The organism is Hydrogenophaga sp., assembly GCF_030158645.1.
Lineage (GTDB): Bacteria > Pseudomonadota > Gammaproteobacteria > Burkholderiales > Burkholderiaceae_C > Hydrogenophaga.
The window spans coordinates 67,546-90,296 of record NZ_JAOASO010000136.1; the positions used below are offsets into that span (position 1 = coordinate 67,546).

Annotated in this window: 25 protein-coding genes; 11 read left to right on the forward strand and 14 right to left on the reverse strand. The window is 68.1% G+C overall.

Features of this window, described 5'->3' with window-relative positions; genetic code table 11:
- Positions 1–61: 61 nt before the first annotated feature.
- The gene (locus Q1W68_RS14655; protein ID WP_300649082.1) at positions 62–487 is read right to left on the reverse strand and encodes an ankyrin repeat domain-containing protein; all 426 of its coding nucleotides are present in this window, start codon (positions 485–487) and stop codon (positions 62–64) included.
- A gap of 313 nt (positions 488–800) precedes the next feature.
- Between Q1W68_RS14655 and Q1W68_RS14660 the strand changes: the two genes are divergently transcribed.
- Complete coding sequence (locus Q1W68_RS14660) at positions 801–2,093, forward strand: BLUF domain-containing protein (RefSeq protein ID WP_300649083.1); 1,293 nt, start codon at positions 801–803, stop codon at positions 2,091–2,093.
- Here Q1W68_RS14660 and Q1W68_RS14665 read toward each other — a convergent pair.
- Genes Q1W68_RS14665 through Q1W68_RS14675 form a run of 3 tightly spaced genes read right to left on the reverse strand, consistent with a single transcriptional unit; the run spans position 2,069 to position 4,304 of the window.
- Positions 2,069–2,719, reverse strand: a complete 651-nt coding sequence (locus tag Q1W68_RS14665) for a hypothetical protein (RefSeq protein ID WP_300649084.1) — start codon at positions 2,717–2,719, stop codon at positions 2,069–2,071. The genes Q1W68_RS14660 and Q1W68_RS14665 overlap by 25 nt on opposite strands.
- The gene (locus tag Q1W68_RS14670) at positions 2,712–3,839 is read right to left on the reverse strand and encodes a PHB depolymerase family esterase (protein WP_300649085.1); all 1,128 of its coding nucleotides are present in this window, start codon (positions 3,837–3,839) and stop codon (positions 2,712–2,714) included. Before Q1W68_RS14670 ends, Q1W68_RS14665 begins: the two co-directional genes overlap by 8 nt.
- Before the next feature lie 30 nt (positions 3,840–3,869).
- Positions 3,870–4,304: a CopG family transcriptional regulator gene (locus Q1W68_RS14675; RefSeq protein ID WP_300649086.1), complete on the reverse strand. Its 435-nt coding sequence runs from the start codon at positions 4,302–4,304 to the stop codon at positions 3,870–3,872.
- A gap of 128 nt (positions 4,305–4,432) precedes the next feature.
- On the opposite strand from Q1W68_RS14675, the gene Q1W68_RS14680 reads away from it, so the two are divergent.
- Positions 4,433–5,644: an AI-2E family transporter gene (locus Q1W68_RS14680; protein ID WP_300717018.1), complete on the forward strand. Its 1,212-nt coding sequence runs from the start codon at positions 4,433–4,435 to the stop codon at positions 5,642–5,644.
- 45 nt (positions 5,645–5,689) lie between these two features.
- Here Q1W68_RS14680 and Q1W68_RS14685 read toward each other — a convergent pair whose 3' ends face one another.
- Positions 5,690–6,577, reverse strand: coding sequence for a LysR family transcriptional regulator (locus Q1W68_RS14685; RefSeq protein WP_300649088.1), 888 nt, complete (start codon positions 6,575–6,577; stop codon positions 5,690–5,692).
- A gap of 98 nt (positions 6,578–6,675) precedes the next feature.
- Here Q1W68_RS14685 and Q1W68_RS14690 point away from each other — a divergent pair, with 98 nt between their 5' ends.
- From Q1W68_RS14690 to Q1W68_RS14720, 7 genes are all read left to right on the forward strand, one after another.
- Positions 6,676–7,368, forward strand: a complete 693-nt coding sequence (locus Q1W68_RS14690) for a Bax inhibitor-1/YccA family protein (protein WP_366146712.1) — start codon at positions 6,676–6,678, stop codon at positions 7,366–7,368.
- A 31-nt stretch (positions 7,369–7,399) separates the two neighbouring features.
- Positions 7,400–7,822: a TerB family tellurite resistance protein gene (locus tag Q1W68_RS14695; protein ID WP_300649089.1), complete on the forward strand. Its 423-nt coding sequence runs from the start codon at positions 7,400–7,402 to the stop codon at positions 7,820–7,822.
- Positions 7,819–8,229 (forward strand): hypothetical protein, encoded by a 411-nt coding sequence (locus Q1W68_RS14700; protein WP_300649090.1) that lies wholly within the window; start codon positions 7,819–7,821, stop codon positions 8,227–8,229. The genes Q1W68_RS14695 and Q1W68_RS14700 overlap by 4 nt, the downstream gene beginning before the upstream one ends.
- Positions 8,226–8,861, forward strand: a complete 636-nt coding sequence (locus Q1W68_RS14705) for an exopolysaccharide biosynthesis protein (protein ID WP_300649091.1) — start codon at positions 8,226–8,228, stop codon at positions 8,859–8,861. The genes Q1W68_RS14700 and Q1W68_RS14705 overlap by 4 nt, the downstream gene beginning before the upstream one ends.
- Positions 8,862–8,933: 72 nt before the next feature.
- Complete coding sequence (locus Q1W68_RS14710; RefSeq protein WP_300717003.1) at positions 8,934–10,412, forward strand: UbiA family prenyltransferase; 1,479 nt, start codon at positions 8,934–8,936, stop codon at positions 10,410–10,412.
- Between the two features lie 7 nt (positions 10,413–10,419).
- The gene (locus Q1W68_RS14715; protein ID WP_300649093.1) at positions 10,420–10,779 is read left to right on the forward strand and encodes an SMR family transporter; all 360 of its coding nucleotides are present in this window, start codon (positions 10,420–10,422) and stop codon (positions 10,777–10,779) included.
- 10 nt (positions 10,780–10,789) lie between these two features.
- Positions 10,790–12,334 (forward strand): glycosyltransferase family 39 protein, encoded by a 1,545-nt coding sequence (locus Q1W68_RS14720; protein ID WP_300649094.1) that lies wholly within the window; start codon positions 10,790–10,792, stop codon positions 12,332–12,334.
- A 3-nt stretch (positions 12,335–12,337) separates the two neighbouring features.
- Here Q1W68_RS14720 and alr read toward each other — a convergent pair whose 3' ends face one another.
- A complete protein-coding gene (alr, locus tag Q1W68_RS14725) occupies positions 12,338–13,453 on the reverse strand; it encodes an alanine racemase (protein WP_300717004.1) in 1,116 nt (371 codons plus the stop codon).
- A gap of 195 nt (positions 13,454–13,648) precedes the next feature.
- Here alr and lplT point away from each other — a divergent pair, with 195 nt between their 5' ends.
- On the forward strand, positions 13,649–14,932 hold the full coding sequence (gene lplT / locus Q1W68_RS14730) for a lysophospholipid transporter LplT (RefSeq protein ID WP_300717005.1): 1,284 nt from the start codon (positions 13,649–13,651) through the stop codon (positions 14,930–14,932).
- On the opposite strand, the gene Q1W68_RS14735 is transcribed toward lplT, so the two are convergent.
- Positions 14,929–16,128: a hypothetical protein gene (locus Q1W68_RS14735; RefSeq protein WP_300717006.1), complete on the reverse strand. Its 1,200-nt coding sequence runs from the start codon at positions 16,126–16,128 to the stop codon at positions 14,929–14,931. The genes lplT and Q1W68_RS14735 overlap by 4 nt on opposite strands.
- A gap of 187 nt (positions 16,129–16,315) precedes the next feature.
- On the opposite strand from Q1W68_RS14735, the gene Q1W68_RS14740 reads away from it, so the two are divergent.
- Positions 16,316–16,798 (forward strand): glutathione peroxidase, encoded by a 483-nt coding sequence (locus Q1W68_RS14740; protein WP_300649098.1) that lies wholly within the window; start codon positions 16,316–16,318, stop codon positions 16,796–16,798.
- A 31-nt stretch (positions 16,799–16,829) separates the two neighbouring features.
- On the opposite strand, the gene Q1W68_RS14745 is transcribed toward Q1W68_RS14740, so the two are convergent.
- The 7 genes from Q1W68_RS14745 to glnK form a co-directional block, all read right to left on the reverse strand.
- Positions 16,830–17,576, reverse strand: coding sequence for an LrgB family protein (locus tag Q1W68_RS14745; RefSeq protein ID WP_300717007.1), 747 nt, complete (start codon positions 17,574–17,576; stop codon positions 16,830–16,832).
- Entirely contained in the window at positions 17,573–17,917 is a 345-nt protein-coding gene (locus Q1W68_RS14750) for a CidA/LrgA family protein (RefSeq protein WP_300649100.1), read from the reverse strand. The genes Q1W68_RS14745 and Q1W68_RS14750 overlap by 4 nt, the downstream gene beginning before the upstream one ends.
- A gap of 13 nt (positions 17,918–17,930) precedes the next feature.
- Positions 17,931–19,169, reverse strand: a complete 1,239-nt coding sequence (gene glcF, locus Q1W68_RS14755; protein WP_300717008.1) for a glycolate oxidase subunit GlcF — start codon at positions 19,167–19,169, stop codon at positions 17,931–17,933.
- A 5-nt stretch (positions 19,170–19,174) separates the two neighbouring features.
- Positions 19,175–20,299: a glycolate oxidase subunit GlcE gene (glcE, locus tag Q1W68_RS14760; RefSeq protein ID WP_300717009.1), complete on the reverse strand. Its 1,125-nt coding sequence runs from the start codon at positions 20,297–20,299 to the stop codon at positions 19,175–19,177.
- 72 nt (positions 20,300–20,371) lie between these two features.
- Complete coding sequence (locus tag Q1W68_RS14765) at positions 20,372–20,596, reverse strand: hypothetical protein (RefSeq protein ID WP_300649103.1); 225 nt, start codon at positions 20,594–20,596, stop codon at positions 20,372–20,374.
- Between the two features lie 178 nt (positions 20,597–20,774).
- A complete protein-coding gene (gene amt / locus Q1W68_RS14770; protein ID WP_300649104.1) occupies positions 20,775–22,334 on the reverse strand; it encodes an ammonium transporter in 1,560 nt (519 codons plus the stop codon).
- Between the two features lie 31 nt (positions 22,335–22,365).
- Positions 22,366–22,704, reverse strand: coding sequence for a P-II family nitrogen regulator (gene glnK, locus Q1W68_RS14775; RefSeq protein ID WP_056264790.1), 339 nt, complete (start codon positions 22,702–22,704; stop codon positions 22,366–22,368).
- Positions 22,705–22,751 lie beyond the last annotated feature (47 nt).

Sequence of the window (22,751 nt, forward strand, 5' to 3'; positions counted from 1 at the left end):
CGCAGCTGAAAAAGCAAAAAAGCCCCGGCACTCACGTGCCGGGGCTTTTTTACTGGGCGTGTCAATCCGGCTTGGGCGCCGCCTGGCGCTGCAACCGGTCCCAATCCTTCAGGGTCTGTTGCAGGCGGTTTTTCGAGTCCGGATGGCCTTTGGCAAAGGTCTTGGTGAGGAAGGAGCGCAACCCGTCGTCGGGGGCGGGCGCGCCGGCGGTCTTGAGCGCCTCGATCAGCAGCATCACCACCTGAAAACTTTTCGCGCGCGCCGCCATGTGCACCATCGCCTGACCCGCCGGCGTGCGGTCCTGTGGGTCGGCACCGTGGTCCAGCATGTAGCGCACCAGCCCGGCCTTGCCTTCGCTGCAGGCCCAGTGCCAGGGCACCAGACCGCCCTCGGCCGGGGCGCTGAAGTCGGCGCCGGGTGCCAGCAGTTCGGGCGCCAGCGGCCAGCCCGAGGCCTTGATCATTTGATGGGTCTTCCAGTCGGTCATGGGCTGTGTGGTCTGAGGTGATGCGGTGTGAGGAGATGGGCGGTTATCGCATGATTTCGCTGCGTCGGATCGGGCGCCGCCACGCCAGGCGATCCGATCAGCGGGACGAGTTGTTTGGCATTACTTTGTTTCCATCGCTACGGGGTGCAAAGACCCCAGGCTGCGTGGCGCGGGGAAACCCTTCCTTGACAGCGCCTCGGGCCCGCGCAGATCATCAAGCGGTTCCAGAGTTCCGCCGCCATTGGGTGCTGGGCTCGATGCGATGCACCGATCGGTGCAGGCTTCTTTCACGCGGTTCACGAGTGCTTCCCCCTTGACCCGATCCACCTCCTCACCACAACCCGCCCACCAGCGTCTGGTGGCGGGCAGCGCCGAGCCGGCGCTGGCCACGCTCGTCTACCGCAGCCGCTGCGTCACACCCCTGGACGATTCCGCCCTGCACCAGCTGGTGGAAGCGGCGCTTCAACGCAACGCCACCGAATCGGTCACGGGTTTGCTCATTTACGACAGCGGGCGTTTCCTGCAGTGGCTTGAAGGCCCGCCCGACAGCGTCAAGCGCATCTGGGAATCGATCCGCAGCGACGGCCGGCACACCGACGTGGAAATTCTGGGCCACATGCCCACCACGGTGCGCTGCTTCCCCGACTGGGGCATGAAGCTGGGCGACCGCAATCCGAACGAGCGCCCGGACGCCGCCAACGACGCCCGCATGAGCCCGCCGCACAACCTGCTGGAGCTGCTGCGCAGCCAGCAAGGCGTGTCGCATGCGCCGGGCAACAGCCTGTGGCAGAACGCCCCGGCGCAGCCGGCTTTCGAGCACGAGTTCGCACGGCTGGACCACGAGATCCTCAAACGCCTGGTGGACTCCACCGTGCTGCCGCAGGTCACGCCGCGCTACGGTGTCGAACAGCCGGTTCATGTTGAAACCCGGGATCCGCGCATGGCCAGCCTGGCACGCCTCTTGGTGGCGGCCGATCCGGCCGAGGCATTTGCCCTGCTGGACATCCTGCACGCCGAAGCCGGCTCGCTGCGCGCCTCGTGCATGTGGGTCTCGGAGCCGGTCGCGCGCGACCTGGGCGACCTCTGGGCCGCCGACGAAGTCTCCGAGTTCGACGTGACGCTGGGGCTAGGCCGGCTTCAGCAGTCGTTTCGCAAGCTGTGCCTGGAGGCCGATCACAACGAGCGCCCGCCGGAGCGGCTGCGCGGCTGCATCCTGATCGCGCCGCTGCCGGGCGAGCAGCACCTGATGGGTGCGGTGTTCGACGCCGAGATGATGTGGCGCGAAGGCTGGGACACCCATTGTGAATTTCCAGCGGACAACGCGGCCCTGATCCAGCTGGTCAAGCGCGAGTGGTTCGATGTGGTGGATCTCTCGCTGAGCCTGGCCTTCAAACGCGAGGACTGGATGCCGCGCATGGCCGCCACCATCGCCGCCGTGCGCAGCGCCTCGCGCAACCCCAAGCTGGTGGTGGTGGTGCGCGGGCGCGTGTTTTTCGATCACGACGAACCGCTGCCCGATCTGATCCACAGCGTGGGCGCCGACGGCGCCAGCACCGCGGCGGTGCTGGTCGTCCCGTCGTTTCAGCGCTCGGTGTCCAGCGGCTGAATCCGCACCAGCGGCAAGCCGCCCAGGCCCGGCAGCACGGGCAGGTCCTGTTCGCGGCCTTGCACCACCAGCCACCGCACGGGGTGCGCCCAATGCGCCGATGAGCGCACCAGCTGTGCGAGCGTGTCGTCGAGATCCGCCTGCGACCAACCCATCGCCACCATGAGCGTGGCACGGCGCGGGCGAAAGCGCGCGAGGGCATCGCGCGCGGCGGCTTCGTTCACCACGTAGCCGCAGTCCCAGGGATCGGTGGGGCGGCGCGGGCGCCACCACGCCACGTCGCAGGCTTTCACCCGCAGACGCAACCACCCACCCGCCAGCGCACCACCGGCCGCGAGCAGCTGGTGGCTGCCGTCGAGGTGGCGGCTGAAGGCTTCGATCAACGCGGCGTCCGGGCTGCCGGGCTGCGCCGGCCACAACGCCACCGACAGGCGGGTCTGCGGACCACGCTCACCCACCGCGCCGCTCATGCACCAGCCCAGCAGCGGCGCCCACCGCCTGTGCTGGGCGGCTGTGGGCATCTGCAGCGGTGCAGCGGGCTGGCCCGGTGGCGCGACGTGCAAGACCGAGCCGTCGAAGCGGGCGAACAGCGTCGCCAGGAGCCGGCGGGGCCGGGCTTCAGCCACGCGGCACCTGTGCCAGGAAGAAGCGCAGCATCTCCGCCGAAGCGTCGGGCCCGGCGTTGTCGGTGTAGGTGCCGGCGGCATCGCCACCCGACCATGCGTGGCCCGCGCCGTGCACGGTCCATTGCTCCACCACCACCCGGCCGGCGGCGTCGGTGTGCAGCGCGCGCGAGTAGCGGCGCCCGCCCGCGGCGGTGCCGCTGTCGTGACTGACGTCCAGCGTGGGTGTGGCCCGGCGAGCCTGCTGCGCGATGTGCTCGCCGTTGCTGTGCTGCACGGTGTGGTCGCGGTCGCCGTGGAACACGATGGTGGGCACGGCGTGCGTGGCGCTGCGCCGCGGATCGTCGCCGGTGCCGGGGAAATGCGCGCGACCCATCACGGCGCGGCCCTTCATGGCGGCCATGGCCGACGGAATGTCGTGCGCAGCCGCGTACGGCAAGCCCGAGTGCGCGCCCACAGCGGCAAACAGGTCGGGCCAGGTCTCGCCCAGCACCACCGCCATCGCCGCGCCGGCCGAAAGCCCGGCCACGAACACGCGCTGCGCATCCACCGGTTGCTCAGCCATGACCGCGCGCACCATGGCGGCGATGAGCGCGGGCTCTCCACCTTCACGCACCTGGTCTTGCGGGCGAAACCAGTTCCAGCAGCGTGAGGCGTTGGCGCCGGCCGATTGCTCCGGGTAGAGCACCAGAAAGCCGAACTCGTCGGCCAGGCGGTTCATCTGCGTGCCGGCAGCAAAGTCGTCGGCCGACTGGGTGCAGCCGTGCAGCATCACCACCAGCGGCCGTGGGCCCTGGGCTGTGCCCACTCGCGCGGTGGGCTGGTAGAGCTTGTAGTCGCGCGCACCGGCCGGGTGTGGCAGCGTGCGACGCACAAACTGGCCGGCACCGGGCGCCGCCGAGGTTGGGGCGTTGATGTCGCGCGCCGCCACGTCGATCACGTCCGCATCGGCGGGGGGCGCCACCGCCCCACCCCCCAGTCCCGCAGACGCCAAGGCCTTTCGGATGGTCTCGGTCACGCCTTTGAGCGGCCCGCTGCGGGTGTCGAGTCCGGCCTGTGCGAGCGCTTGGCCGATGGTGTCGTTGATGTTCATGGCCAGGGTCGGCGTGATGGGTGTTTTCAAGAGGTGTGTTTCGTCAAGGGGAAAGAAGATTCAAACCGTGCGGGGCGCCAGCGCGCGGCGCACCGCGGGGCTGGCGTGGAAGGCGCCGAGCACGGAGACGGATTCGATGGCGGCCAGGGCGAGTTCGGGCGTGACGTCGTTGTCGATGCGGGCCAGGCCCACCACCTGGACGCGCAGGCGCTCGCCCGCGGCGACGGTGCGCTCCAGCTCGGCGCGCGTGAGGTGCTGGAGACCGAGCGTGAGCGTTTTGCGGGCCACGGTCTGTTTGAGTGTGTCGGCGTGGGTGGCCAGCAGGTTGCGCACCGCGGTGCGCACCAGGTCGGAGCGGTTGGAATAGAAGCCCTCCTGCACCAGCAGGTCGACCTGGCCGAGATCGACCACGCCGAGGTTGACGGTCATCTTTTCCGAATCGCCCACGCGGGGGCGCACATCCAGCAGCCGGTTCGTCATTGTTTTGCCATCCATGTGGATTCCATATGGATGGCATTTAAGCACGTTTCGGCGGATTGCAAGGGCGTGTCTGCCGCACAACGCCGCGGTGTGCTGGCGAACAGCGCGATACTCGGCGCGCCCTCACACTCCCGGCCGTGAACATGACAACACCCGCCACCCCCGACGCGCCAGCCGCCGCCCCGGTCGAATCCACCTCCAGCGAGCCGCAGGCGCTCTCGCCGCTGGCCACGCCGGCGGTGTCGGCGCCGCTCACGTTGCGGCTCATGCTGACCGGCGTGACGGTGGCGTTTTTCTGGATCCTGCTGCCCTTCTTCGGCACCATCCTCTGGGGCGCCATCATTGCCCTGATGTTTGCGCCGCTGTATCGCTGGCTGCTGCCGCGCATGAACCACCGCCACACGCGCGCGGCGCTGGTCACCATGGGTGCCGCGCTGATGGTGGTGGTGCTGCCGGCGGTGCTGGTGGTGATCTCGCTGGCGCGCGAGGCCACGCAGATGTACGCCCGCATTCAGGCGGGTGAGGTGAACCCGGCGCTCATGTTGCGCGGGTTGTTCAACGCCCTGCCCGATGGCGTCATCCAGTTGCTGGGGCGATTCGGACTGGGCAACTTCGACCGGGTGCAGCGCAAGTTCAACGCGGTGCTCACCCAGGGCAGCGAGCTGATCGCCACCCACACCTTCAACTTCGGACAGGACCTCTTCACGCTGGTGGTCAGCGTGTTCATCACCTTGTACCTGGCGTTCTTCCTCACGCGCGACGGCGCCAGCATCGTGCGCAGCATCCGCATGGCGATTCCGCTGCCGCCCGACCACAAACAGGAGCTGCTCGAGCGCTTCGGCACCGTGCTGCGCGCCACGGTCAAGGGCAACCTCGTGGTGGCGCTGGTGCAAGGCCTGCTGGGCGGCCTGGCGTTCTGGGCGCTGGGCGTCAACGGAGCCCTGCTGTGGGCGGTGCTCATGGCCGCGCTCTCGTTGCTGCCGGCCGTGGGCGCGGGTCTGGTGTGGGTGCCGGTGGCGCTGTACCTGTTTGCCGTGGACCAGGTCTGGCAAGGCGCGGCGCTGGTCGCCTGGGGCGTGCTGGTGATCGGCCTGGCCGACAACGTGCTGCGCCCGCTGCTGGTGGGCAAAGACACCGGCATGCCCGACTACCTGGTGCTGATCACCACGCTGGGCGGCATTGCGGTCATGGGCATCAACGGCTTTGTGATCGGCCCGACCATCGCGGCCATGTTTGTTGCGGTCTGGCACATCCAGACCACCACGCGGCCCACCATCCCGCCGCACAAACCCCCCGTGGTGGAGCCGCCGCCGGAGGCAGTGGACACGCCGGCCGGACCCACGACACCGCCCTGATGACCGGGTGCGTCGTGTGGCTGCCGCTTGTCCGACCCGCGCGCTTCACTCGGCTGAAACGCTGAGCAGGCTCTGCACCAGCGGGTGTTGCACCTTGCGCGCGGTCCCGATGGCGTAGAAGTGCTCGCGCACGCCGTCGCATGCGCCGATCCACTGCAGGCCATAACCTGTGGACAGCTTCTCGCGCATGCGCTCGGAGGCCGGGAACACGCCCATGCCCGACGACCCGAAGGTGGCCAGCAGCGCGCTGTCTTCAAACTCGCCCACCACACGCGGCAGCACGCCGTGGCCCTCGAACCACTGGTCGATGCGCAGTCGCACCGAGGCGTGGGCCGTGGGCAGCAACACCGGCACGGTGGCCAGGCTCTGGGGAAAGTCCTGCCGGGCCTGGGCGAGCCAGGCCTTGGGCGCGTACCAGCCCAAGGCGGACGAACCCAGCGCGTGGCTGTAGAGCCGCAGGTTGGGGTTGGCCGGGGCCGGCCGGTCGGCGAGCACGACGTCGAGCCGGTGCAGCGCCAGTTCCGCCAGCAGGTCGTCGAACTCGCCTTCGTGGCACAAGAGGCGCAGGTTGGGCTCGGTGAGCGCGGGCTCCAGCAGGTCGCGCACGGCGAGCTTGGGCAGGCCATCGGAAATGCCCACCACCAGGCGCACCTCGCTGGCGCGCGTCGCGTCGCGCACGGCCGCGGGCAGCTGCTCACCGAGGTGAAAGATTTGCTCGGCCACCTGCAGCGCGGCCTGTCCCGCTTCGGTGAGCGCCAGCCCGCGTCCGGCGGGCTTGAACAGCGCGTGGCCCAGCGCCTGCTCCAGCAAGCGCACCTGCGCGCTCACCGTCTGCACCGCCAGGCCCAGGCGGTCTGCCGCGTGCGACATGCCGCCTTCCTTGGCCGTCACCCAGAAGTAGTACAGGTGCTTGTAGTTGAGTTCCGTGTTCATTCTTCGCCTTTTTGGGAGAAAGTCGCAGTGATTTTCTGCTTTTTCAGAAGCCTTTGCTGGCCTAACCTCATTACCTACCCTCTTTTTTGGAGTCCACCATGGAAAACGCTTCCCGCAGCACCGCCCTGGCCCGCCGCATGGGTGCGGCCTCCGCCACCGACGCCACACCCGCCCAAACCACGCGGGTGCTCAAGAACACCTACGCCCTGCTTTCGCTGACGCTGCTGTTCAGCGCCGGTGTGGCCGCCGCCACCGTGGCCAACGGCTGGCCAGCGCCCGGCCTGGTGATCACGCTGGTGGGCTACTTCGGACTGCTGTTCGCGTTGCACAAGCTGCAGAACAGCGGCTGGGCGCTGCCCGCCGTGTTCGCCTTGACCGGCTTCATGGGCTACACGCTCGGCCCCATCCTCACCCACACACTGGGCCTGCCCGGTGGCGGGCAGACCATCGTGGCCGCCCTGGGCGCCACCGGCGCGACCTTCCTGGGTCTGTCGGCCTATGTATTGACCACCCGGCGCGACTTCAGCTTCATGGGCGGCTTCCTGTTCGCCGGCCTGGTGGTGGCCCTGGTGATGGCGCTGGCCGCCTTCTTCTTCAGCATGCCCGCGCTGGCGCTGGCCGTGTCTGGCCTGGTGGCGCTGCTGTCGGTCGGCATGATCCTGTTCGAAACCAGCCGCATCGTCAACGGTGGCGAGACCAATTACGTGCTGGCCACCGTGGGCCTGTTCGTCTCGCTGTTCAACCTGTTCACCAGCCTGCTCAGCCTCATGGGCCTGGGCAGCAACGAGTGACACACACGTCATCCACACTCAGGAGCACACCATGCGAACCTACCCTCTGAACAGCCCGCAGGCGGCTGCCCGTCTGCTCGCCATGGCCTTGGTGGCCGATGGCAACTACGCGCTGAGCGAAATCAAGGCGCTGGACCGGCTGGGCGCCGCGCGCCAGCTCGGCCTGCCGCCGCAAGACCTCAAGGCCGTGATCGACGCTTTCTGCGAAGACCTGCTGCTCGGCGCCCACGGCGAATGGCTGGGTTCCTCGCAGCTTGATGCGACCACCCGCCAGGCCTTGCTGGCCGAGGTGACCGACCCGGCCCTGCGCGAAACCATCGTGGCCTTGTGCGAAGCGGTGGTGGCGGCCGACGGTCACCTGGCCGACGGCGAAACCGCCATGCTCGACAGCCTCACGCGCGCGTGGCGCCAGTTGCCGGAGCGCCACCGACATCCCGAAGGAGCCTTGTCATGAAAACCATCGTCTGGGGCGTGTTCGCCTTTCTGAGTCTGTGCTGGACGGCGTTGGTCGCGCTGTCGGTGCAGCTGACCGAGTGGCTGCTCGGTGCCGCCGGCTCCGGCCAGGTCACTTCAGCCGCCACCGCGGTGGGCGAATGGCCGGTACCGGCCTGGGCCGCCTTGTGGGTGGACCCCGCGTGGCTGCAGGCCTTGCAGGCCATGTGGCTGGACTTCGTGCAATGGTTGGGCCAGGTGGCGCCATCGAGCGACGGTCTGATGGGCTGGATCACACCGCTCCTGTGGACCGGCTGGGGCCTGGGCATGCTGTGCTTGCTGGTGCCCGCCATCGGGCTGCACTGGTTGCTCGGACGCATGAACAAGCCCACCCCGCTGCGCAGCGTGCCGGCGCAGGGCCGCGTTTGAGCCAACGGCTCGCCCGGGCGTTGCGCCGCGCGGCCCGCGAGCACGCGGTCGGCGCACGGGCGCCCTCGGCCGACGCGGCCGACCTGCGGCTGAACCTCGCCGAGCTGCTGCGACTGCACGGCGACAGCTCGACCGCGGTGGTGCTGATGCTCATGGCGCTGCTCACCGTGGTGCCGATCGCCGGCGCGGGCACGGTGCTCAGCCTGGGCATCCTGGCCATCGCCTGGGGCTGGGCGCGCGGGCACGACTCGGTGGACTTGCCGGAGCGACTCGGGGCGCTGAGCCTGAACGAGCGCTGGACCGGACGCTGCCTGCACGGTCTGGCCTGGATGTACGAGCGGGCCAACCGCTGGCTGCGCCCGCGCTGGTCGGTCTGGAGCCACGGCGCCACGCGCTGGGGCTGGGGCGCGTGGATCGCCTTGATGGGCGCGGTGATTTTTCTGCCCTTGCCGCTGGGCAATGTCTTGCCCAGTCTGAGCCTGATCCTGCTGAGTCTGGGCTGGATGTTTCGGGACGGCATCGCGCTGCTGGTCTCCGCCCTCACCGGGTTGGCTGCGCTGGCCTACACCGCGTCGCTGGCCCATCTGCTGGTGCAACTGGTGGACCGCGCCCGGGCCTGGCTGCCCGGCTGAACCCCACGTTGGCCAGGTGAGGCGCCGCCGGTGCGGCGCCTAGAATCGGCGCACACCCACCGGACCCACCGTTTGACGCCTGCCGCCACCACCGCTGCCCGCCCCGCCGAGACATGCCCGCTGTACGTGGACCTGGACGGCACGCTCACGCCCAGCGACACGCTGTACGAGTCGGTGATGCTGTTCATCCGGCGCAACCCGCTGAACCTGTTGCGCCTCTTTGCGTGGTTGCTGCTGGGCAAGGCCGGCTTCAAGCTCAAACTCGCCAACGCCGTGCGCCCCGACCCGGCCCGCCTGCCGTACCACGAGCGTTTCGTGCAATACCTGCGCGAAGAACACGCGCGCGGCCGCAGCCTGGTGCTGGCCAGTGCTGCCGACGCGCGCATCGTGCGCGAGGTGGCCGCACACCTCAAGCTGTTCGACGACACGCTGGGCACCAACGCCCGCGCCGACGGCGTGAACCTCAGCCGGGGCAACAAGCGCGACGCGATCGCCGCGCACGCGCAGGCACGCGGCCACAGCAGCTGGGCTTACGCGGGCAACAGCTCAGACGACATCGCCGTGTGGCAGGGCAGCACGCAAGCGGTGGCGGTGAATGCGCCGGCCAGCGTCGTCAGTGCGCTGCAGAAGGTGCATCCGCAGGCGCGAGTGTTCGAGCGCGAACCGCTGCGCCTGAAAACCGTGCTGCGCGCCATCCGCCTCAAGCAGTGGTCCAAAAACGCGCTGCTGTTCATTCCGCTGCTCGCTTCGCACCGGCTCGACCCCCACCTCTGGGGCCTGGTGGTGTTGGCGTTTGTGGCCTTCGGCCTGTGCGCCTCGGCCACCTACCTGTTCAACGATCTGCTGGACCTGCCCAACGACCGCGCGCACCGCCTCAAGCGCCACCGGCCGCTGGCCGCCGCCACCATCAGCATCCCGCTGGCGGTGGTGCTGGGCAGCGCCATGCTGGTGCTGGCCTTCGCGCTGGCCTGGGCCGTGTCGCCGGGGTTCGCCGCCATGCTGCTGGTCTACACCGTGACCACGCTGGCCTACTCGCTGGTGCTCAAACGCCTGGCACTGATCGACGTGCTGGTGCTCTCGGGCCTGTACACCTTGCGCATTGGCGCCGGCGCGGTGGCAGCGCAAGTGGCGCTGTCCAACTGGCTGGCCGCCATTTCGATCTTCCTGTTCCTGAGCCTGGCGCTGGTCAAACGCTGCGCCGAACTCGAAGAGCTCGACGACGACCGCACCACACTGGCCCCGGGCCGTGGCTACCAGCCGCGCGACCTGTCGTCGCTGCGCGCCATGGGCATGGCCAGTGGCTTTCTGGCGGTGATGGTGCTCGCCCTGTACATCGACAGCCAGAACAGCGAGATGCTCTACGCCAACCCCGAGTGGCTGTGGGCCGCGGCGCCCGTGCTGCTGCTGTGGATCATGCGCATCTGGCTCAAGACCGGGCGGCGCGAGCTGCACGGTGAGGATCCGCTGCAGTTCGCATTGAGAGACCCCTTCAGCTGGATGACGCTGCTGGCCATGGGGGGCATCGGTCTCACGGCCACCATCGGACTCTGACGCACCCATGAAATCCATCGCCATCGGCCTGGCCGTCTTCTGTGTGCTGCTGTCATCGGCCGCGCAAATCGCGATGAAGCGCGGCATGGGCGCGCCCACCGGCGCCGACGTGGGCGCGACCTACCTGCACGCGCTCACCAGCCCCATGGTGTGGCTGGGCCTGGTGCTCTATGGCGCGAGTGCCGTGCTGTGGCTGTGGGTGCTCTCGCGGCTGGACGTGAGCCTGGCCTACCCGCTGGTGAGCCTGGGTTTTGTGGTGACCATGGCCCTGGGCGTGCTGTGGCTGGGCGAGCCGTTCTCGTGGCTGCGGGTGGCGGGCTGCACGCTGATCGTGGTGGGTGTGTCGCTGCTCGCCATGGACGCTTGAAAGCCCACCGATGCGCGCCTCCGAATTTTCCGCGCACACGTCGCGCCAGATCTTCTGGACGACCTTTGCCCTCACCCTGGTCCTGAAGATCGTCATCGCCGCGGGCTTCCCGTTCACCGGCGACGAGGCCTTTTTCTACCAGTGGGGCGTGTTCCCGGCCTGGGGCTATTCCGACCACCCGCCCATGGTGGGCTGGCTGCTCGCGGTGCTGCGCCAGGTCAGCGAACACCCGCTGGTGCTGCGCAGCTTCACGCTCATCGTCACCAGCGTGATCGCGCTGGGCATCGTCGATGCGCTGCGCCGGTGGCTGCCCGACGAACAAGAGTCCAGCGCCTGGCTCGCCGGCGCCGTCTACCTGGCCATGCCCTGGAGCTGGCTGTTCGTGCTGGTGACCACCGACACGCCCTTGATCTTCTTCATGGCGCTCTCGGCCTGGGCCTACCTGCGGGCCGACACCAGCACCACGCGCAGCGCGCCCTGGTACGCCTTGGCGGGTTTGTTCCTCGGCCTGGCCTTCCTCTCCAAATACTTCGCGGCGCTGCTGGGTTTTGCCTACGCCGCGCACTGCTTCGGCTGGCGGCGGGGGCGCTGGTGGGCGCCCTTCCTCATCTTCGCGCTGGCCCTGCCCTCGATCGCTCTCAACGTGGCCTTCAACGCCACCCACGGCTGGACCAACGTGATGTTCAACGTGTTCAACCGCAACGAAGGCTCGGCGTGGTCGATCAAGACCTTCACCACCTACGTGGCCATGGCGGTCTACCTGCTCACGCCCTGGTTGCTCTGGCGCAGCGCGGTGGCCCGCCCGATCGCGGGCACCTCGGTCACCACCCGCACCACGCTCGCGGTGCTGTGGCTGTTCCCCATCGTGGTGTTCGCGCTGCTGAGCACGCGCCGCACCATCGGCCTGCACTGGGTGCTGGGCTTCGTGCCGCTGTTCGTGGTGTGGGCGGGGATGCGGCTGGAGGCACGGCCGCTGCGCAGTGCGTTGAACTGGACGGTGGCGCTCTCGGTGCCGCACCTGCTGGTGGTCGCGGCCATCGCCTGGGCGCCGCTGGCCTGGTGGCAGCCCTTCAAGATTCACGACCGTGCGGTGTTCCTGCGCGAGACGCCTGCGGTGGTGGCCGCGCTGCGCCAGGACCTGCCGCCGGGTGCCACGTTGATGGCGCGCACCTACAACCCGGCGGGCATGCTGGCGTTTCACCACGGCGCCTACGTGCCGGTGTTCGGCGTGGGCCGCCACCATGCGCGGCAGGACGACCAGATCGTGGATTTCCGTTCGTACGACGGCCAGGCGATTCGCGTCTTCCTGTACGACGAACCCGTGCCCGCCGAGTTCGCGCCGTACTTCGAGCGCGTGAGCGTCAAGCGCTTCGAAGTGGAAGGTGTGCCGTTCTTCGCGGTGGACGGGGTGGGGTTCCGGTTTCAAGCGTACCGCGACGGGGTGCTGGCGGAAGTGGCGCGGGAATTCCACAACGTGCCGGCGTGGCTCCCGGTGTTGGGGAGTCCGTTTTGCGAGCGGTACGGGTTTGTGGCCTGCTCGCCTGCGCGTCCTTGAACCTCAGGGCGCAGCGAACGGAACGCGTTGCGCCACGGCACACATCAGCTCATACCCGATCGTGCCCGCCGCCGCGGCGACCTCATCCACCGGCAACACGGCGCCAGCCGCTGAGCGCCCCCAGAGCACCACTTCCGATCCGATGCCGGCGGCATCGAGGCCCGAGAGATCGACCGTCACCATGTCCATGCTGACCCGCCCCACCACCCGCGTGCGCACGCCATCCACCAGCACCGGCGTGCCATTGGGCGCATGGCGCGGGTAACCGTCTGCATAGCCGCAAGCCACCACGCCGATGCGCATGGCTTGGTCGGCCGTGAAGGCCGAGCCGTAGCCCACGGTGTCGCCGGGCTGCAGGCTTTGCACACCGATGATGCGGCTCGACAAGGTCATGGCCGGTTGCAACTGCCAGTCGGCGGCCGAGTGCGCGGGAAAGTCGGGCGCGCTGCCGTACAGCGCAATGCCTTCGCGCACCCAGTCGGCAGCGAGCGTCGTCACGCCTTCGCCGCGCAGCGCATCGCCGGGATTCCTCAGCAAGGCCGCGCTGTTGCACAGCGTGCGCTCGCCCGGCAGGTCGGCGGTGGCGGCTTCGAAAGCCGCCACCTGGTGCGCAATGCCGCGGGGGCCGTCGGCGTCGCTGAAGTGCGTCATGAGCGAGATCTCGTCCACCTGCGGCAGCGCGTTGAGCCGCGTCCAGGCGCTGCGAAAGGCGTTGGGGGTGAAACCCAGGCGGTTCATGCCGCTGTTGAGCTTCAGGAACACGCGGTGCGGCACCAGCGTCTTGTGCGCGGCCAGCCAGTCGATCTGCTCGGTGCAGTGCACCGTGTGCCACAGGTGCAGGCGCGAGCACAGCTCCAGGTCGCGCGGCTCGAACACGCCTTCCAGCAGCAGGATGGGGCCACGCCAGTCCAGTGCCCGGATGCGTTCGGCCTCGGCCAGATCGAGCAGCGCAAAACCGTCGGCGGCGCGCAGGCCTTCAAAGCAGCGCTCGATACCGTGGCCGTAGGCGTTGGCCTTGACCACCGCCCACACCCTCGCGTCGGGGGCGCATTCGCGGGCGCGTTGCAGGTTGTGGCGCAGGGCTTCGGGGTGAACGGTGGCGAGTATCGGGCGGGGCATGGGCGAGCGGGCGTGAGGTCCGTCATCGAAAGGCGTTGCAACCGGGGTCAACGCCCGTGAATTCAGGGTCTTTCAAGGGCCGCGTGCTATAACCCCGCATCCCCTGGAGACCCCCGTCAACTGTCGCATAAAAAAGCCGCTGCGACCCGCTCAGCCACCCTGCGCTGAGGCCCTTCGGCGCTCAAAATCATCGCCATGAAGCGCGGCTTCTACACCATCATGACGGCGCAGTTCTTCAGTTCGCTGGCGGACAACGCGCTGTTCGTGGCAGCGATCGAATTGCTGCGCACACGCGGCTCTCCCGAGTGGCAAAGCGCCGCCCTCGTGCCCCTGTTTGCTTTGTTCTACGTGGTGCTCGCGCCCTTTGTGGGGGCGTTTGCGGACGCGAGACCCAAAGGCCAGGTCATGTTCATCAGCAACGCCATCAAGGTGGTGGGCTGCCTGCTCATGCTCACCGGCGTGCACCCGCTGCTGGCCTACACGCTGGTGGGCCTGGGCGCGGCGGCCTACTCGCCGGCCAAGTACGGCATCCTCACCGAGCTGCTGCCGCCGTCGCAACTGGTCAAGGCCAACGGCTGGATCGAGGGCCTGACCATCGCCTCCATCATCCTGGGTGTGTTGCTGGGTGGCCAGCTGGTGAGCCCGTGGGTCTCGGCCCATTTGCTGGCGATGGACATTCCCGGTCTGCACACCGGCATCCACCACCCCGCGCAGGCCGCGGTGGCCGCGCTGATGTTCGTCTACATGCTGGCCGCGTGGTTCAACACCCGCATCCCGCTCACCGGCGTGACCCCCCGCCCCATGCCCGCCAACCCCTGGGCGCTGCTGCCCGATTTCTGGCGCTGCAACAGCCGCCTGTGGCGCGACCGGCTGGGCCAGATCTCGCTGGCCACCACCACCTTGTTCTGGGGCGTGTCGGGCAACCTGCGTTACATCGTGCTGGCTTGGGCCGGCGCGGCGCTGGGCTACAGCACCACGCAGGCGTCGGCGCTGGTGGGCGTGGTCGCCCTGGGCACCGCGGTGGGCGCGGTGGTGGCCTCCTTGCGCATGCGGCTGGACCAGGCCACGCGCGTGATGCCGCTGGGCATCGCCATGGGCGTGCTGGTGATCCTGATGAATTTCATCGACAACGTCTGGGTCGCCGCGCCGTTCCTGGTGCTGCTCGGCGGTCTGGGTGGATTCCTCGTGGTGCCGATGAACGCGCTGCTGCAGCACCGCGGACACAACCTCATGGGCGCGGGCCGGTCGATTGCGGTTCAAAACTTCAACGAGCAAGCCTGCATCCTGGTCCTGGGGGCGCTCTATGCTTCCTCCACCGCCTGGGGCTGGTCGGCGTTTGCGGCCATCACCGCGTTTGGTGTGCTGGTGGCCGGGTTCATGGCCGTGATCGCACTGTGGCACCGCCACAACCAGCGCGTGCACCCGCACGAACTGGAGCGGCTGCTAGAAATTGCGCGCCGCGACGATCTGCACGGCTAGAACCCCACGTTGGTCGGGGCGAAGCCGTCCAGGCTGACCAGCCGGTGTTGTGCCAGCACCTTGTACAGATCACCCTCACTCACCGAGCGCGACAGGTAGGCGTCGCTGCCGGCGAGACCCGCTTTCATGCGGTCCATGCTGCCGGCGGTGGGCGCGAACATGATCACCACCGGCGCACCCTTGGGGCCCTTGGCCTGTTTGGCCGAGCGGCAGATCTGGTTGGCATCGGGCTCGCCTTTGAGCCGGTCGATCACCACCAGCCGGTAGGGGTTGGCCTTGAGCATCACCAAGGCCTGCGCGGCTTCTCGCGACCAGTCCACCGTCAGACCGTAGCGCTTGAAGCGCTTGAGCAGGATGCGCCCCTCCACCAGGCTCTCAGCCACCAGCAACATGTCGCCGCGCGCGGTCTCGGGCACCGCGCTCTTGTCGGCGCTGATGCGCGATCGCGGGGCGCGGGTGGCGCGTGGCGCGGGTGGCGATGGCAGGTCGTCCAGCCCGCCGAAGTCGGTCAGGCGCATGGTGCCCGCGCGGTGGGTAGCGGCTGGGCGCGACGTCGGCACCGGCACCGGTGGCAACAAGGACCGGAGCTCCTCGCGCAGCATCGGGCGGGTGGGCGGGAATTCGGTGTCGCCGGTGCGGCGTCGGCGGTTCACGGCCGGCGCCATGGGGCGAGGGCCTTCTTCGGGTGGCAGCGTGGCGGAGAAAGCGCGGTCGGCGCCGGCTCGGGAAGCCACCGCGGGCGCGTGGTCGGGCACGGTGTGCCGGCCGCTGGCCAGGCGCATGCTCGCGTCCAGCCCCTGCAACTGCGAACTCTCGTAGGGCTGGGTGGCCATGAAACTGTTGGCAAGCACGCGCTTTTCGGCGGCGGGCGAGGGGCGCACGCCGACGATCACATCCAGTGTGTTGAGCACCGACACCAGCTTGACCGGCTTGAGCTGGATCGGCCAGCCGGTGCCGCCGTCGGACTGGCCCACCAGCAGGATCTTGCCAGGCAGTTCGGCATCACGAACCAGATGGAGCGCCTGGGTGTTGTCGGCGTTGACGATGAGGATTTGGGCATCCATCACCTCGTCCTGCACGAGGTAGCTGGGCGGTCGTCGCGCAGCCATGCGAAAAAAGGATTCGAAGGTGGCCGACTCGGCTTGCGTGAAGCCCACCAGCGCCACCGAATACGCTGCCACCGAATTTGCTGCCACCATCGATTTGTCCCGCTCGCTGAATTTTTTGGGTTGACGCCGGAATACCCTTGATGAGTATGCCTTTTTTGCAACGGCATACGCTGTCACGTGACCGGGTGTCGTATGAAATGCGACACCTTCAGCGCGCCTTTGCGCACGGATCGCGCTTTGACTTCTGACCCACCTTTGCCCAACGGAGCCGCCCATGTCCAGCATTCACGACTTTGAAGCCTTGTCCATCGATGGCAAACCTGTGCCGCTTGCCCAGTTCAAGGGACGGCCCATGCTGATCGTCAACACGGCCAGCGCCTGCGGGTTCACGCCGCAGTTCGGCGGGCTGGAAAAGTTGCACAAGACCTATGGAGCGCGCGGTCTGGTGGTGCTGGGATTCCCGTGCAACCAGTTCGGCAGCCAGGACCCCGGCACCAACGACGAGATCGCCAGCTTTTGCCAGCGCAACTACGGCGTGAGCTTTCCCATGATGGAGAAGATCCACGTCAATGGAACCGACGCCCACCCGCTGTACCAGTGGCTCACGGCCGAGGCGCCCGGCTTGCTGGGCAGCAAGGCGATCAAGTGGAACTTCACCAAGTTCCTGGTGGGCCAGGACGGGCGGGTGATCAAGCGCTATGCGCCTCAGGATGCGCCGGAGAAGCTGGCCGCCGACATCGAGGCCGCGCTGAACTAGTCGGCGCAGCGGCGGAGCGCGGGGGCAAGCCTCACACCCATTTCAGCAGCAGGCCCGCCACCAGCGGCAAGGCCACCGCGCTGAACAGCGCCGACAGGCCCATGGCCAGGCCAGCGAAGGCGCCCATCTCCTCACTCACCTGAAACGCCCGCGCCGTGCCGATGCCGTGCGCGGCCGTGCCCAGCGCAAAGCCGCGCACGATCGGATCCTTGATGCGCAAGGCGTCGAACAAGAACCGCGCGCTGGCCGCGCCGATGATGCCGGTGGCCGCCACCAGCACCGCGGTGAGCGAGGGGATACCACCGATCTTTTCGGCGATGCCCATGGCCACCGGGCTGGTGACCGACTTGGGCGCGAGCGACGCCAACGTGGCCCTGGAAGCGCCCAGTGCCCAGCCCACGCCGATGGCCGTGACGGTGGCCGCCAGCGTGCCCACCACCAGCGCGCCCACGATGGGCAGCCACAGGCGCTTGAGCCGCGCGAGCTGTTCGAACAGCGGGATGGACAAGGCCACCGTGGCCGGCCCGAGCAGGAAGTGCACGAACTGCGCACCCTCGAAGTAGGTGGCGTACGGTGTGCCCGTGGCCCAGAGCAGCGTGGCCAGCACCGCGATGGCAATCGCCACCGGGTTGGCCAGCGGGTTGAAGCCGCTGCGCTGGTAGAGCAAAAAGGCGCCGTGGTACACCAGCAGCGTGAGCGTGAGGCCCAGCAGCGGCGTGGCCGAGAGGTAGACCCAGATGTCGGCCAGCGCGCCGGGCAGGGGCAGCGCAGCGGTCATCGATGGGTCCGCTTCATCAGCCAGGCCATGGTGAGCGCCGCGCTCGCCAGCCCCACCAGGGTGCTCACCACCAGCGCCACGCCGATGGCCAGGGCTTCGTTGCCCAGGCGCTGCAGGTGCAGCATGACGCCCACGCCGGCCGGCACAAACAGCAGCGAGAGGTGCTGCAACAGCGTCTGTGCGGTGGGCTTGATGGCCCCGAGCACCGAAGGCCGCAACACCAATGTGAAGAGCAGCAAGGCCAAGCCCACCACCGGGCCCGGCATGGGCACACCGGTCATCAGAACCAGCGCCTCGCCCAGCAGTTGAAACACGAGCAGGGTGGCGAGCGCTGGGATCACGGGGGTCGGTGGCTCAGGTGGACAGCGCGTCGTCCAGCACTTCCACCCAATGCCGCACCGGTGTGTCGGTGCCGCTTTGCAGGTGGGTGATGCAGCCGATGTTGGCGCTGGTGATCACGCTGGGCTGCAGTTCACCCAGGTGGCCGAGCTTGCGGTCGCGCAGCTCGTAGGCGATCTCCGGGTTGAGCACCGAGTAGGTGCCGGCCGAGCCGCAGCACAGGTGCGCTTCGTTCTTCGCCACCTGCACCGTGAAGCCGAGCGCGGCCAGGTGCTGTTCCACGCCGCCCTTGAGCTTCTGGCCGTGTTGCAGGGTGCAGGGTGGGTGGAAGGCGATCACGCGCGATGCGTCGGGCCGCTGTTTCAGCAAGGGGCGCAGCGCGGGCACCAGCGCGGGCAGCAGCTCACTGAGGTCTTGCGTGAGTTCGCTGATGCGCGCCGCCTTGGCCGCATAGGCCGGGTCGTCTTTCAAGATGTGGCCGTATTCCTTCACCGTCACGCCGCAGCCCGAGGCGTTCATCACGATGGCTTCGACCGCGTCCGGCCCGCTCACCAGCGGCCACCAGGCGTCGATGTTGGCGCGCATCTGGGCCGCGCCACCGGCTTGGTCGTTGAGGTGGAACTTCACTGCCCCGCAGCAACCCGCGGCCGGCGCCAGCACGCCCTGGATGCCGGCAGCATCGAGCACGCGCACCGTGGCGCTGTGGATGCTGGGCATCATGGCTGGTTGCACGCAGCCCGCGAGCAGCAGCACGCGCCGCGCGTGGGTGCGCGTGGGCAAGCGGCCTGCGCTGCGGGGTGCCGGCACCTTGGCTTTCAACGCCGCCGGCAGCAGCGGGCGCACCATCTGGCCCAGCTTCATGGCCGGGCCGAACAGTGGCGAAGGCAGGCCTTCCTTGAGCAGCCAGCGCACGGATTTCTCAGTCGCCGGGCGCGCCACCTTTTCGTCCACCAGCTGGCGACCGATGTCGATAAGGTGACCGTAGTCCACGCCACTGGGACAGGTGGTTTCGCAGTTGCGGCAGGTGAGGCACCGGTCCAGGTGCAGCTGCGTCTTGCGCGTGGGCTCGGCGCCTTCGAGCACCTGCTTGATCAGGTAGATGCGCCCGCGCGGGCCGTCGAGCTCGTCGCCGAGCAGCTGGTAGGTCGGGCAGGTGGCGGTGCAGAAGCCGCAGTGCACGCACTTGCGCAGGATGGCCTCGGCCGCGCGGCCGTCGGCGCGCGCCTGGTATTCGGGGGAGAGTTGGGTTTGCATGTGAATCAGGCCATGCGACCTGGATTGAAGACGCCGGCGGGATCGAAGGATTCGAGCATTCGGGCCTGAATGCTTTGCAGCGCGGCGCTCTGGCTCTGGAAACGGGGCACGCCGGGTGCGCCATCCGCTCCCGCGCGAAACAGCGTGGCGTGGCCATGGGCCGCCGTGGCCGCCGCTCGCAGCTCGGCAGCCGCCGACGCAGGCGCCCACAACCAGCGCTGCGCGCCCTGCCATTCGATGAACTGCGCGTAGGGCACCGTGAGCACCGGCGCGGTCTGCGGCACCGACAGGCGCCACAGGCACAGATCCGGCGACGGTGCGCTGAAGAACGGCAGGCGCTGGTCGCGGCAAGCGTCCCAGTCGGGGCCGGCCTGTGCGTTGTCCATGCGGGTGCCGTGGGCCTCGCGCGCCATGCGTTCGCAGGCCGCTTCCACCGCCGCGACCGCGCCACGCAGGCGCACGAACAGCAGCTCGGGCGCACCGGTCTGCGAGTCATCTTTCACCCAGCAAGAAGCATTGATCGGCAGCGGCTGGCCGCCCCAGCGGTGCAGTTGCTCCAGTGCGTCGTGCTGGCCGAGCGAAAACACCAAGGTGGCCTCGGCCAGCGCCACCGGCAGCACCTTGAGGCTGACCTCGCTGATCAAGCCGAGCGTGCCCATGGACCCGGCCAACACGCGGCTGACGTCGTAGCCCGCCACGTTTTTCATGACCTGCCCACCGAAGGTCAGCAGCTCGCCGCGGCCGTTGACGAAGCGCGCACCGAGCACGTAGTCGCGCACCGAGCCGGCCGTGGCCCGCGCCGGACCGGCCAGCCCCGCGGCCACCATGCCACCGACGGTGCCGCTGGCGCCGAAGCGCGGCGGTTCAAACGGGAAACACTGGCCTTGCCCGGCCAGCAGCGCCTCCACCTCGGCCAGCGGCGTGCCCGAGCGCACGGTGACGACCAGTTCGGTGGGCTCGTAGCTCACGATGCCCGACCAGTCGGCGGTGGAGAGTTCGGCGCCCGGGGTGGGCGCGCCGAGAAAGGACTTGGTGTTGCCGCCGACGATGCGCAGGGGCTGGCGGTCGGTGCTGGCTTGCCGGATCTGATCGATCAGGTGGTCGGGGAGTTCGAGGGTGCTGGCTTGCATCCGGACGATGGTAGTCGCCGGGGCTTCGCCAGACTTTGATTTTTTTGCACGGTGGGCTGCAAACGAACCGGCTCAGTTGGCGTAACCCAGGCACATGCCTGCATTCACCCGACCTTTGCATTCGCGCTTGAGGCGCTTTTCCCGCGCTGCCGGGCTCTCTTCCGACGGGGCCTTGTGAAACGTCACCGAGGTGGGTTTGCGTGGCGTGCCGGATTTGTTCGGCTCGGCGGCGTGGGCGCTCAGTGCAAAGGCCGCACACAAAGCCATCAGGGTGTGGTTCAAAGAAGCGTGGGTCATGGGTTCCTCCAGGTTGCTGTGTTGAAAGCGCAGTAACTATAAAGAACTCACCGGGCACAAAAAAACCCGCGGGCCGGATGGCCACGCGGGTTCAACTTCCACAGGAGATGCTCAGCAACTGCGCGGTGGGGGCCTTTGGTGAAAAAGGGACCGCACCGCGCGGCGAGACCTGCAGGGCTCAGCGGTTGTAGGCCGTTTCGCCGTGTGAGGAGATGTCCAGACCTTCGCGTTCCTGCTCCTCGGTCACGCGCAGACCCACCGTCAAGTCCACCACCTTGAAGGCGATGAAGGAAACCACGCCGGACCACACGACGGTGATCAGCACGGCCTTGGCTTGCGTCCACACCTGGCCGGCGATGTTGTAGGCCTCGGGTGCCACCATGGCCACGGTCGTCCAGTCGGCCACCAGGCTTGGGCCACCCAGGTTGGGCGAGTTGAACACGCCGGTCAGCAGCGCGCCGACGATGCCGCCCACGCCGTGCACACCGAACACGTCCAGCGAGTCGTCCGCGCCCAGCAGCTTCTTGAGGCCATTGACACCCCAGAGGCAGGCGAAACCGGCGATCAAACCGATGATCAGTGCGCCACCCACGCCGACGTTGCCGGCTGCGGGGGTGATGGCGACCAGACCGGCCACGGCGCCCGACGCGGCACCCAGCATGGAGGCCTTGCCTTTGCCCAGGGCTTCACCCACGCACCATGCCAGCACCGCAGCAGCGGTGGCGGCCAGCGTGTTGATGAAGGCCAGGGCGGCGAAGCCGTTGGCTTCCAGCGCCGAGCCGGCGTTGAAACCGAACCAGCCCACCCACAGCATGGCCGCACCGACCATGGTCAGCGTCAGGCTGTGAGGGGCCATGGATTCCTTGCCGTAGCCAATGCGCTTGCCCACCATGAAGGCGCCCACCAGACCGGCCACAGCCGCGTTGATGTGCACCACGGTGCCGCCTGCGAAATCCAGGGCGCCCATCTGCCAGATGTAGCCGGCCTTGCTGTTCATCGAATCCACCACGTCGGCGCCGGTGTAGGCGTCAGGACCCATCCAGTACCAGACCATGTGCGCCACCGGGGTGTAGCTGAAGGTGAACCACAGGGCGCTGAACAGCAGCACGGCGGAGAACTTCATGCGCTCGGCAAACGCACCGACGATCAGCGCGCAGGTGATGCCGGCGAACGTGGCCTGGAAGGCAGCGAACACGATCTCGGGGATCACAACACCTTTGCTGAAGGTCGCAGCGTTGGCGAAAGTGCCCGCTGTGTTGTCCCAGACGCCTGCAAGGAACAGCCGGTCAAAGCTGCCGATGAAGGCGTTGCCCTCGGTGAACGCCAGGCTGTAGCCGTAAACGACCCACAGCACCACGATCAACGAGAACACGACCATCACCTGCATCAGCACCGACAGCATGTTCTTGCTGCGCACCAGGCCACCGTAAAACAGCGCCAGACCGGGGATCGTCATGAAGACCACCAGCAAGGTGGACACCATCATCCAGGCGGTGTCGCCCTTGTTGGGTGTGGGCGCTGGTGCCGCTTCGGCGGCAGCGGGCGCTTCAGCAGGCGCCGCAGCAGCGGGCGCTGCGGCCGGGGCTTCGGCCGCCGGTGCGGTGACGGCGGGAGCTTCTGCGGCAGGCGCAACAACAGCAGCCGCTGGCGGCGCTTCGGTCGTGGTCTGCGCGGTGGCGCTCAGGCCTGCAAAGGCCAGGCCGGCGCCCAGCAGCAGGGTTGCAATCAGTTTTTTCATGTCTGTGATCTTTCTTGTTCAGTGGCGATGATCAGAGCGCTTCTTTGCCGGTCTCGCCGGTGCGGATGCGAACCACCTGTTCGAGCGAGGTGACGAAAATCTTGCCGTCGCCGATCTTGCCGGTGCGTGCCGCACCTTCGATGGCTTCGATCACACGATCAACGAGGTCGTCGGAGACGGCCGCTTCGATCTTGACCTTGGGCAGGAAGTCGACCACGTATTCCGCGCCGCGGTACAGCTCGGTGTGGCCCTTCTGGCGGCCGAAGCCCTTGACTTCGGTCACGGTGATGCCTTGCACGCCCATGCCGGAGAGTGCTTCGCGCACTTCGTCCAGTTTGAACGGCTTGATGATGGCTGAAACCATTTTCATGCTGCTATTCCTCTTCTTGAACAGGAGGGTGATGGGACCGGATGGCC

Coding starts and splice junctions, on each gene's coding strand:
- Q1W68_RS14655 (WP_300649082.1), bottom strand. CDS start 487: ATGACCGACTGGAAGACCCATCAAATGATCAAGGCCTCGGGCTGGCCG.
- Q1W68_RS14675 (WP_300649086.1), bottom strand. CDS start 4,304: ATGGATGGCAAAACAATGACGAACCGGCTGCTGGATGTGCGCCCCCGC.
- Q1W68_RS14680 (WP_300717018.1), top strand. CDS start 4,433: ATGACAACACCCGCCACCCCCGACGCGCCAGCCGCCGCCCCGGTCGAA.
- Q1W68_RS14685 (WP_300649088.1), bottom strand. CDS start 6,577: ATGAACACGGAACTCAACTACAAGCACCTGTACTACTTCTGGGTGACG.
- Q1W68_RS14690 (WP_366146712.1), top strand. CDS start 6,676: ATGGAAAACGCTTCCCGCAGCACCGCCCTGGCCCGCCGCATGGGTGCG.
- Q1W68_RS14695 (WP_300649089.1), top strand. CDS start 7,400: ATGCGAACCTACCCTCTGAACAGCCCGCAGGCGGCTGCCCGTCTGCTC.
- Q1W68_RS14700 (WP_300649090.1), top strand. CDS start 7,819: ATGAAAACCATCGTCTGGGGCGTGTTCGCCTTTCTGAGTCTGTGCTGG.
- Q1W68_RS14715 (WP_300649093.1), top strand. CDS start 10,420: ATGAAATCCATCGCCATCGGCCTGGCCGTCTTCTGTGTGCTGCTGTCA.
- Q1W68_RS14720 (WP_300649094.1), top strand. CDS start 10,790: ATGCGCGCCTCCGAATTTTCCGCGCACACGTCGCGCCAGATCTTCTGG.
- alr (WP_300717004.1), bottom strand. CDS start 13,453: ATGCCCCGCCCGATACTCGCCACCGTTCACCCCGAAGCCCTGCGCCAC.
- lplT (WP_300717005.1), top strand. CDS start 13,649: ATGAAGCGCGGCTTCTACACCATCATGACGGCGCAGTTCTTCAGTTCG.
- Q1W68_RS14740 (WP_300649098.1), top strand. CDS start 16,316: ATGTCCAGCATTCACGACTTTGAAGCCTTGTCCATCGATGGCAAACCT.
- Q1W68_RS14745 (WP_300717007.1), bottom strand. CDS start 17,576: ATGACCGCTGCGCTGCCCCTGCCCGGCGCGCTGGCCGACATCTGGGTC.
- glcF (WP_300717008.1), bottom strand. CDS start 19,169: ATGCAAACCCAACTCTCCCCCGAATACCAGGCGCGCGCCGACGGCCGC.
- glcE (WP_300717009.1), bottom strand. CDS start 20,299: ATGCAAGCCAGCACCCTCGAACTCCCCGACCACCTGATCGATCAGATC.
- Q1W68_RS14765 (WP_300649103.1), bottom strand. CDS start 20,596: ATGACCCACGCTTCTTTGAACCACACCCTGATGGCTTTGTGTGCGGCC.
- amt (WP_300649104.1), bottom strand. CDS start 22,334: ATGAAAAAACTGATTGCAACCCTGCTGCTGGGCGCCGGCCTGGCCTTT.
- glnK (WP_056264790.1), bottom strand. CDS start 22,704: ATGAAAATGGTTTCAGCCATCATCAAGCCGTTCAAACTGGACGAAGTG.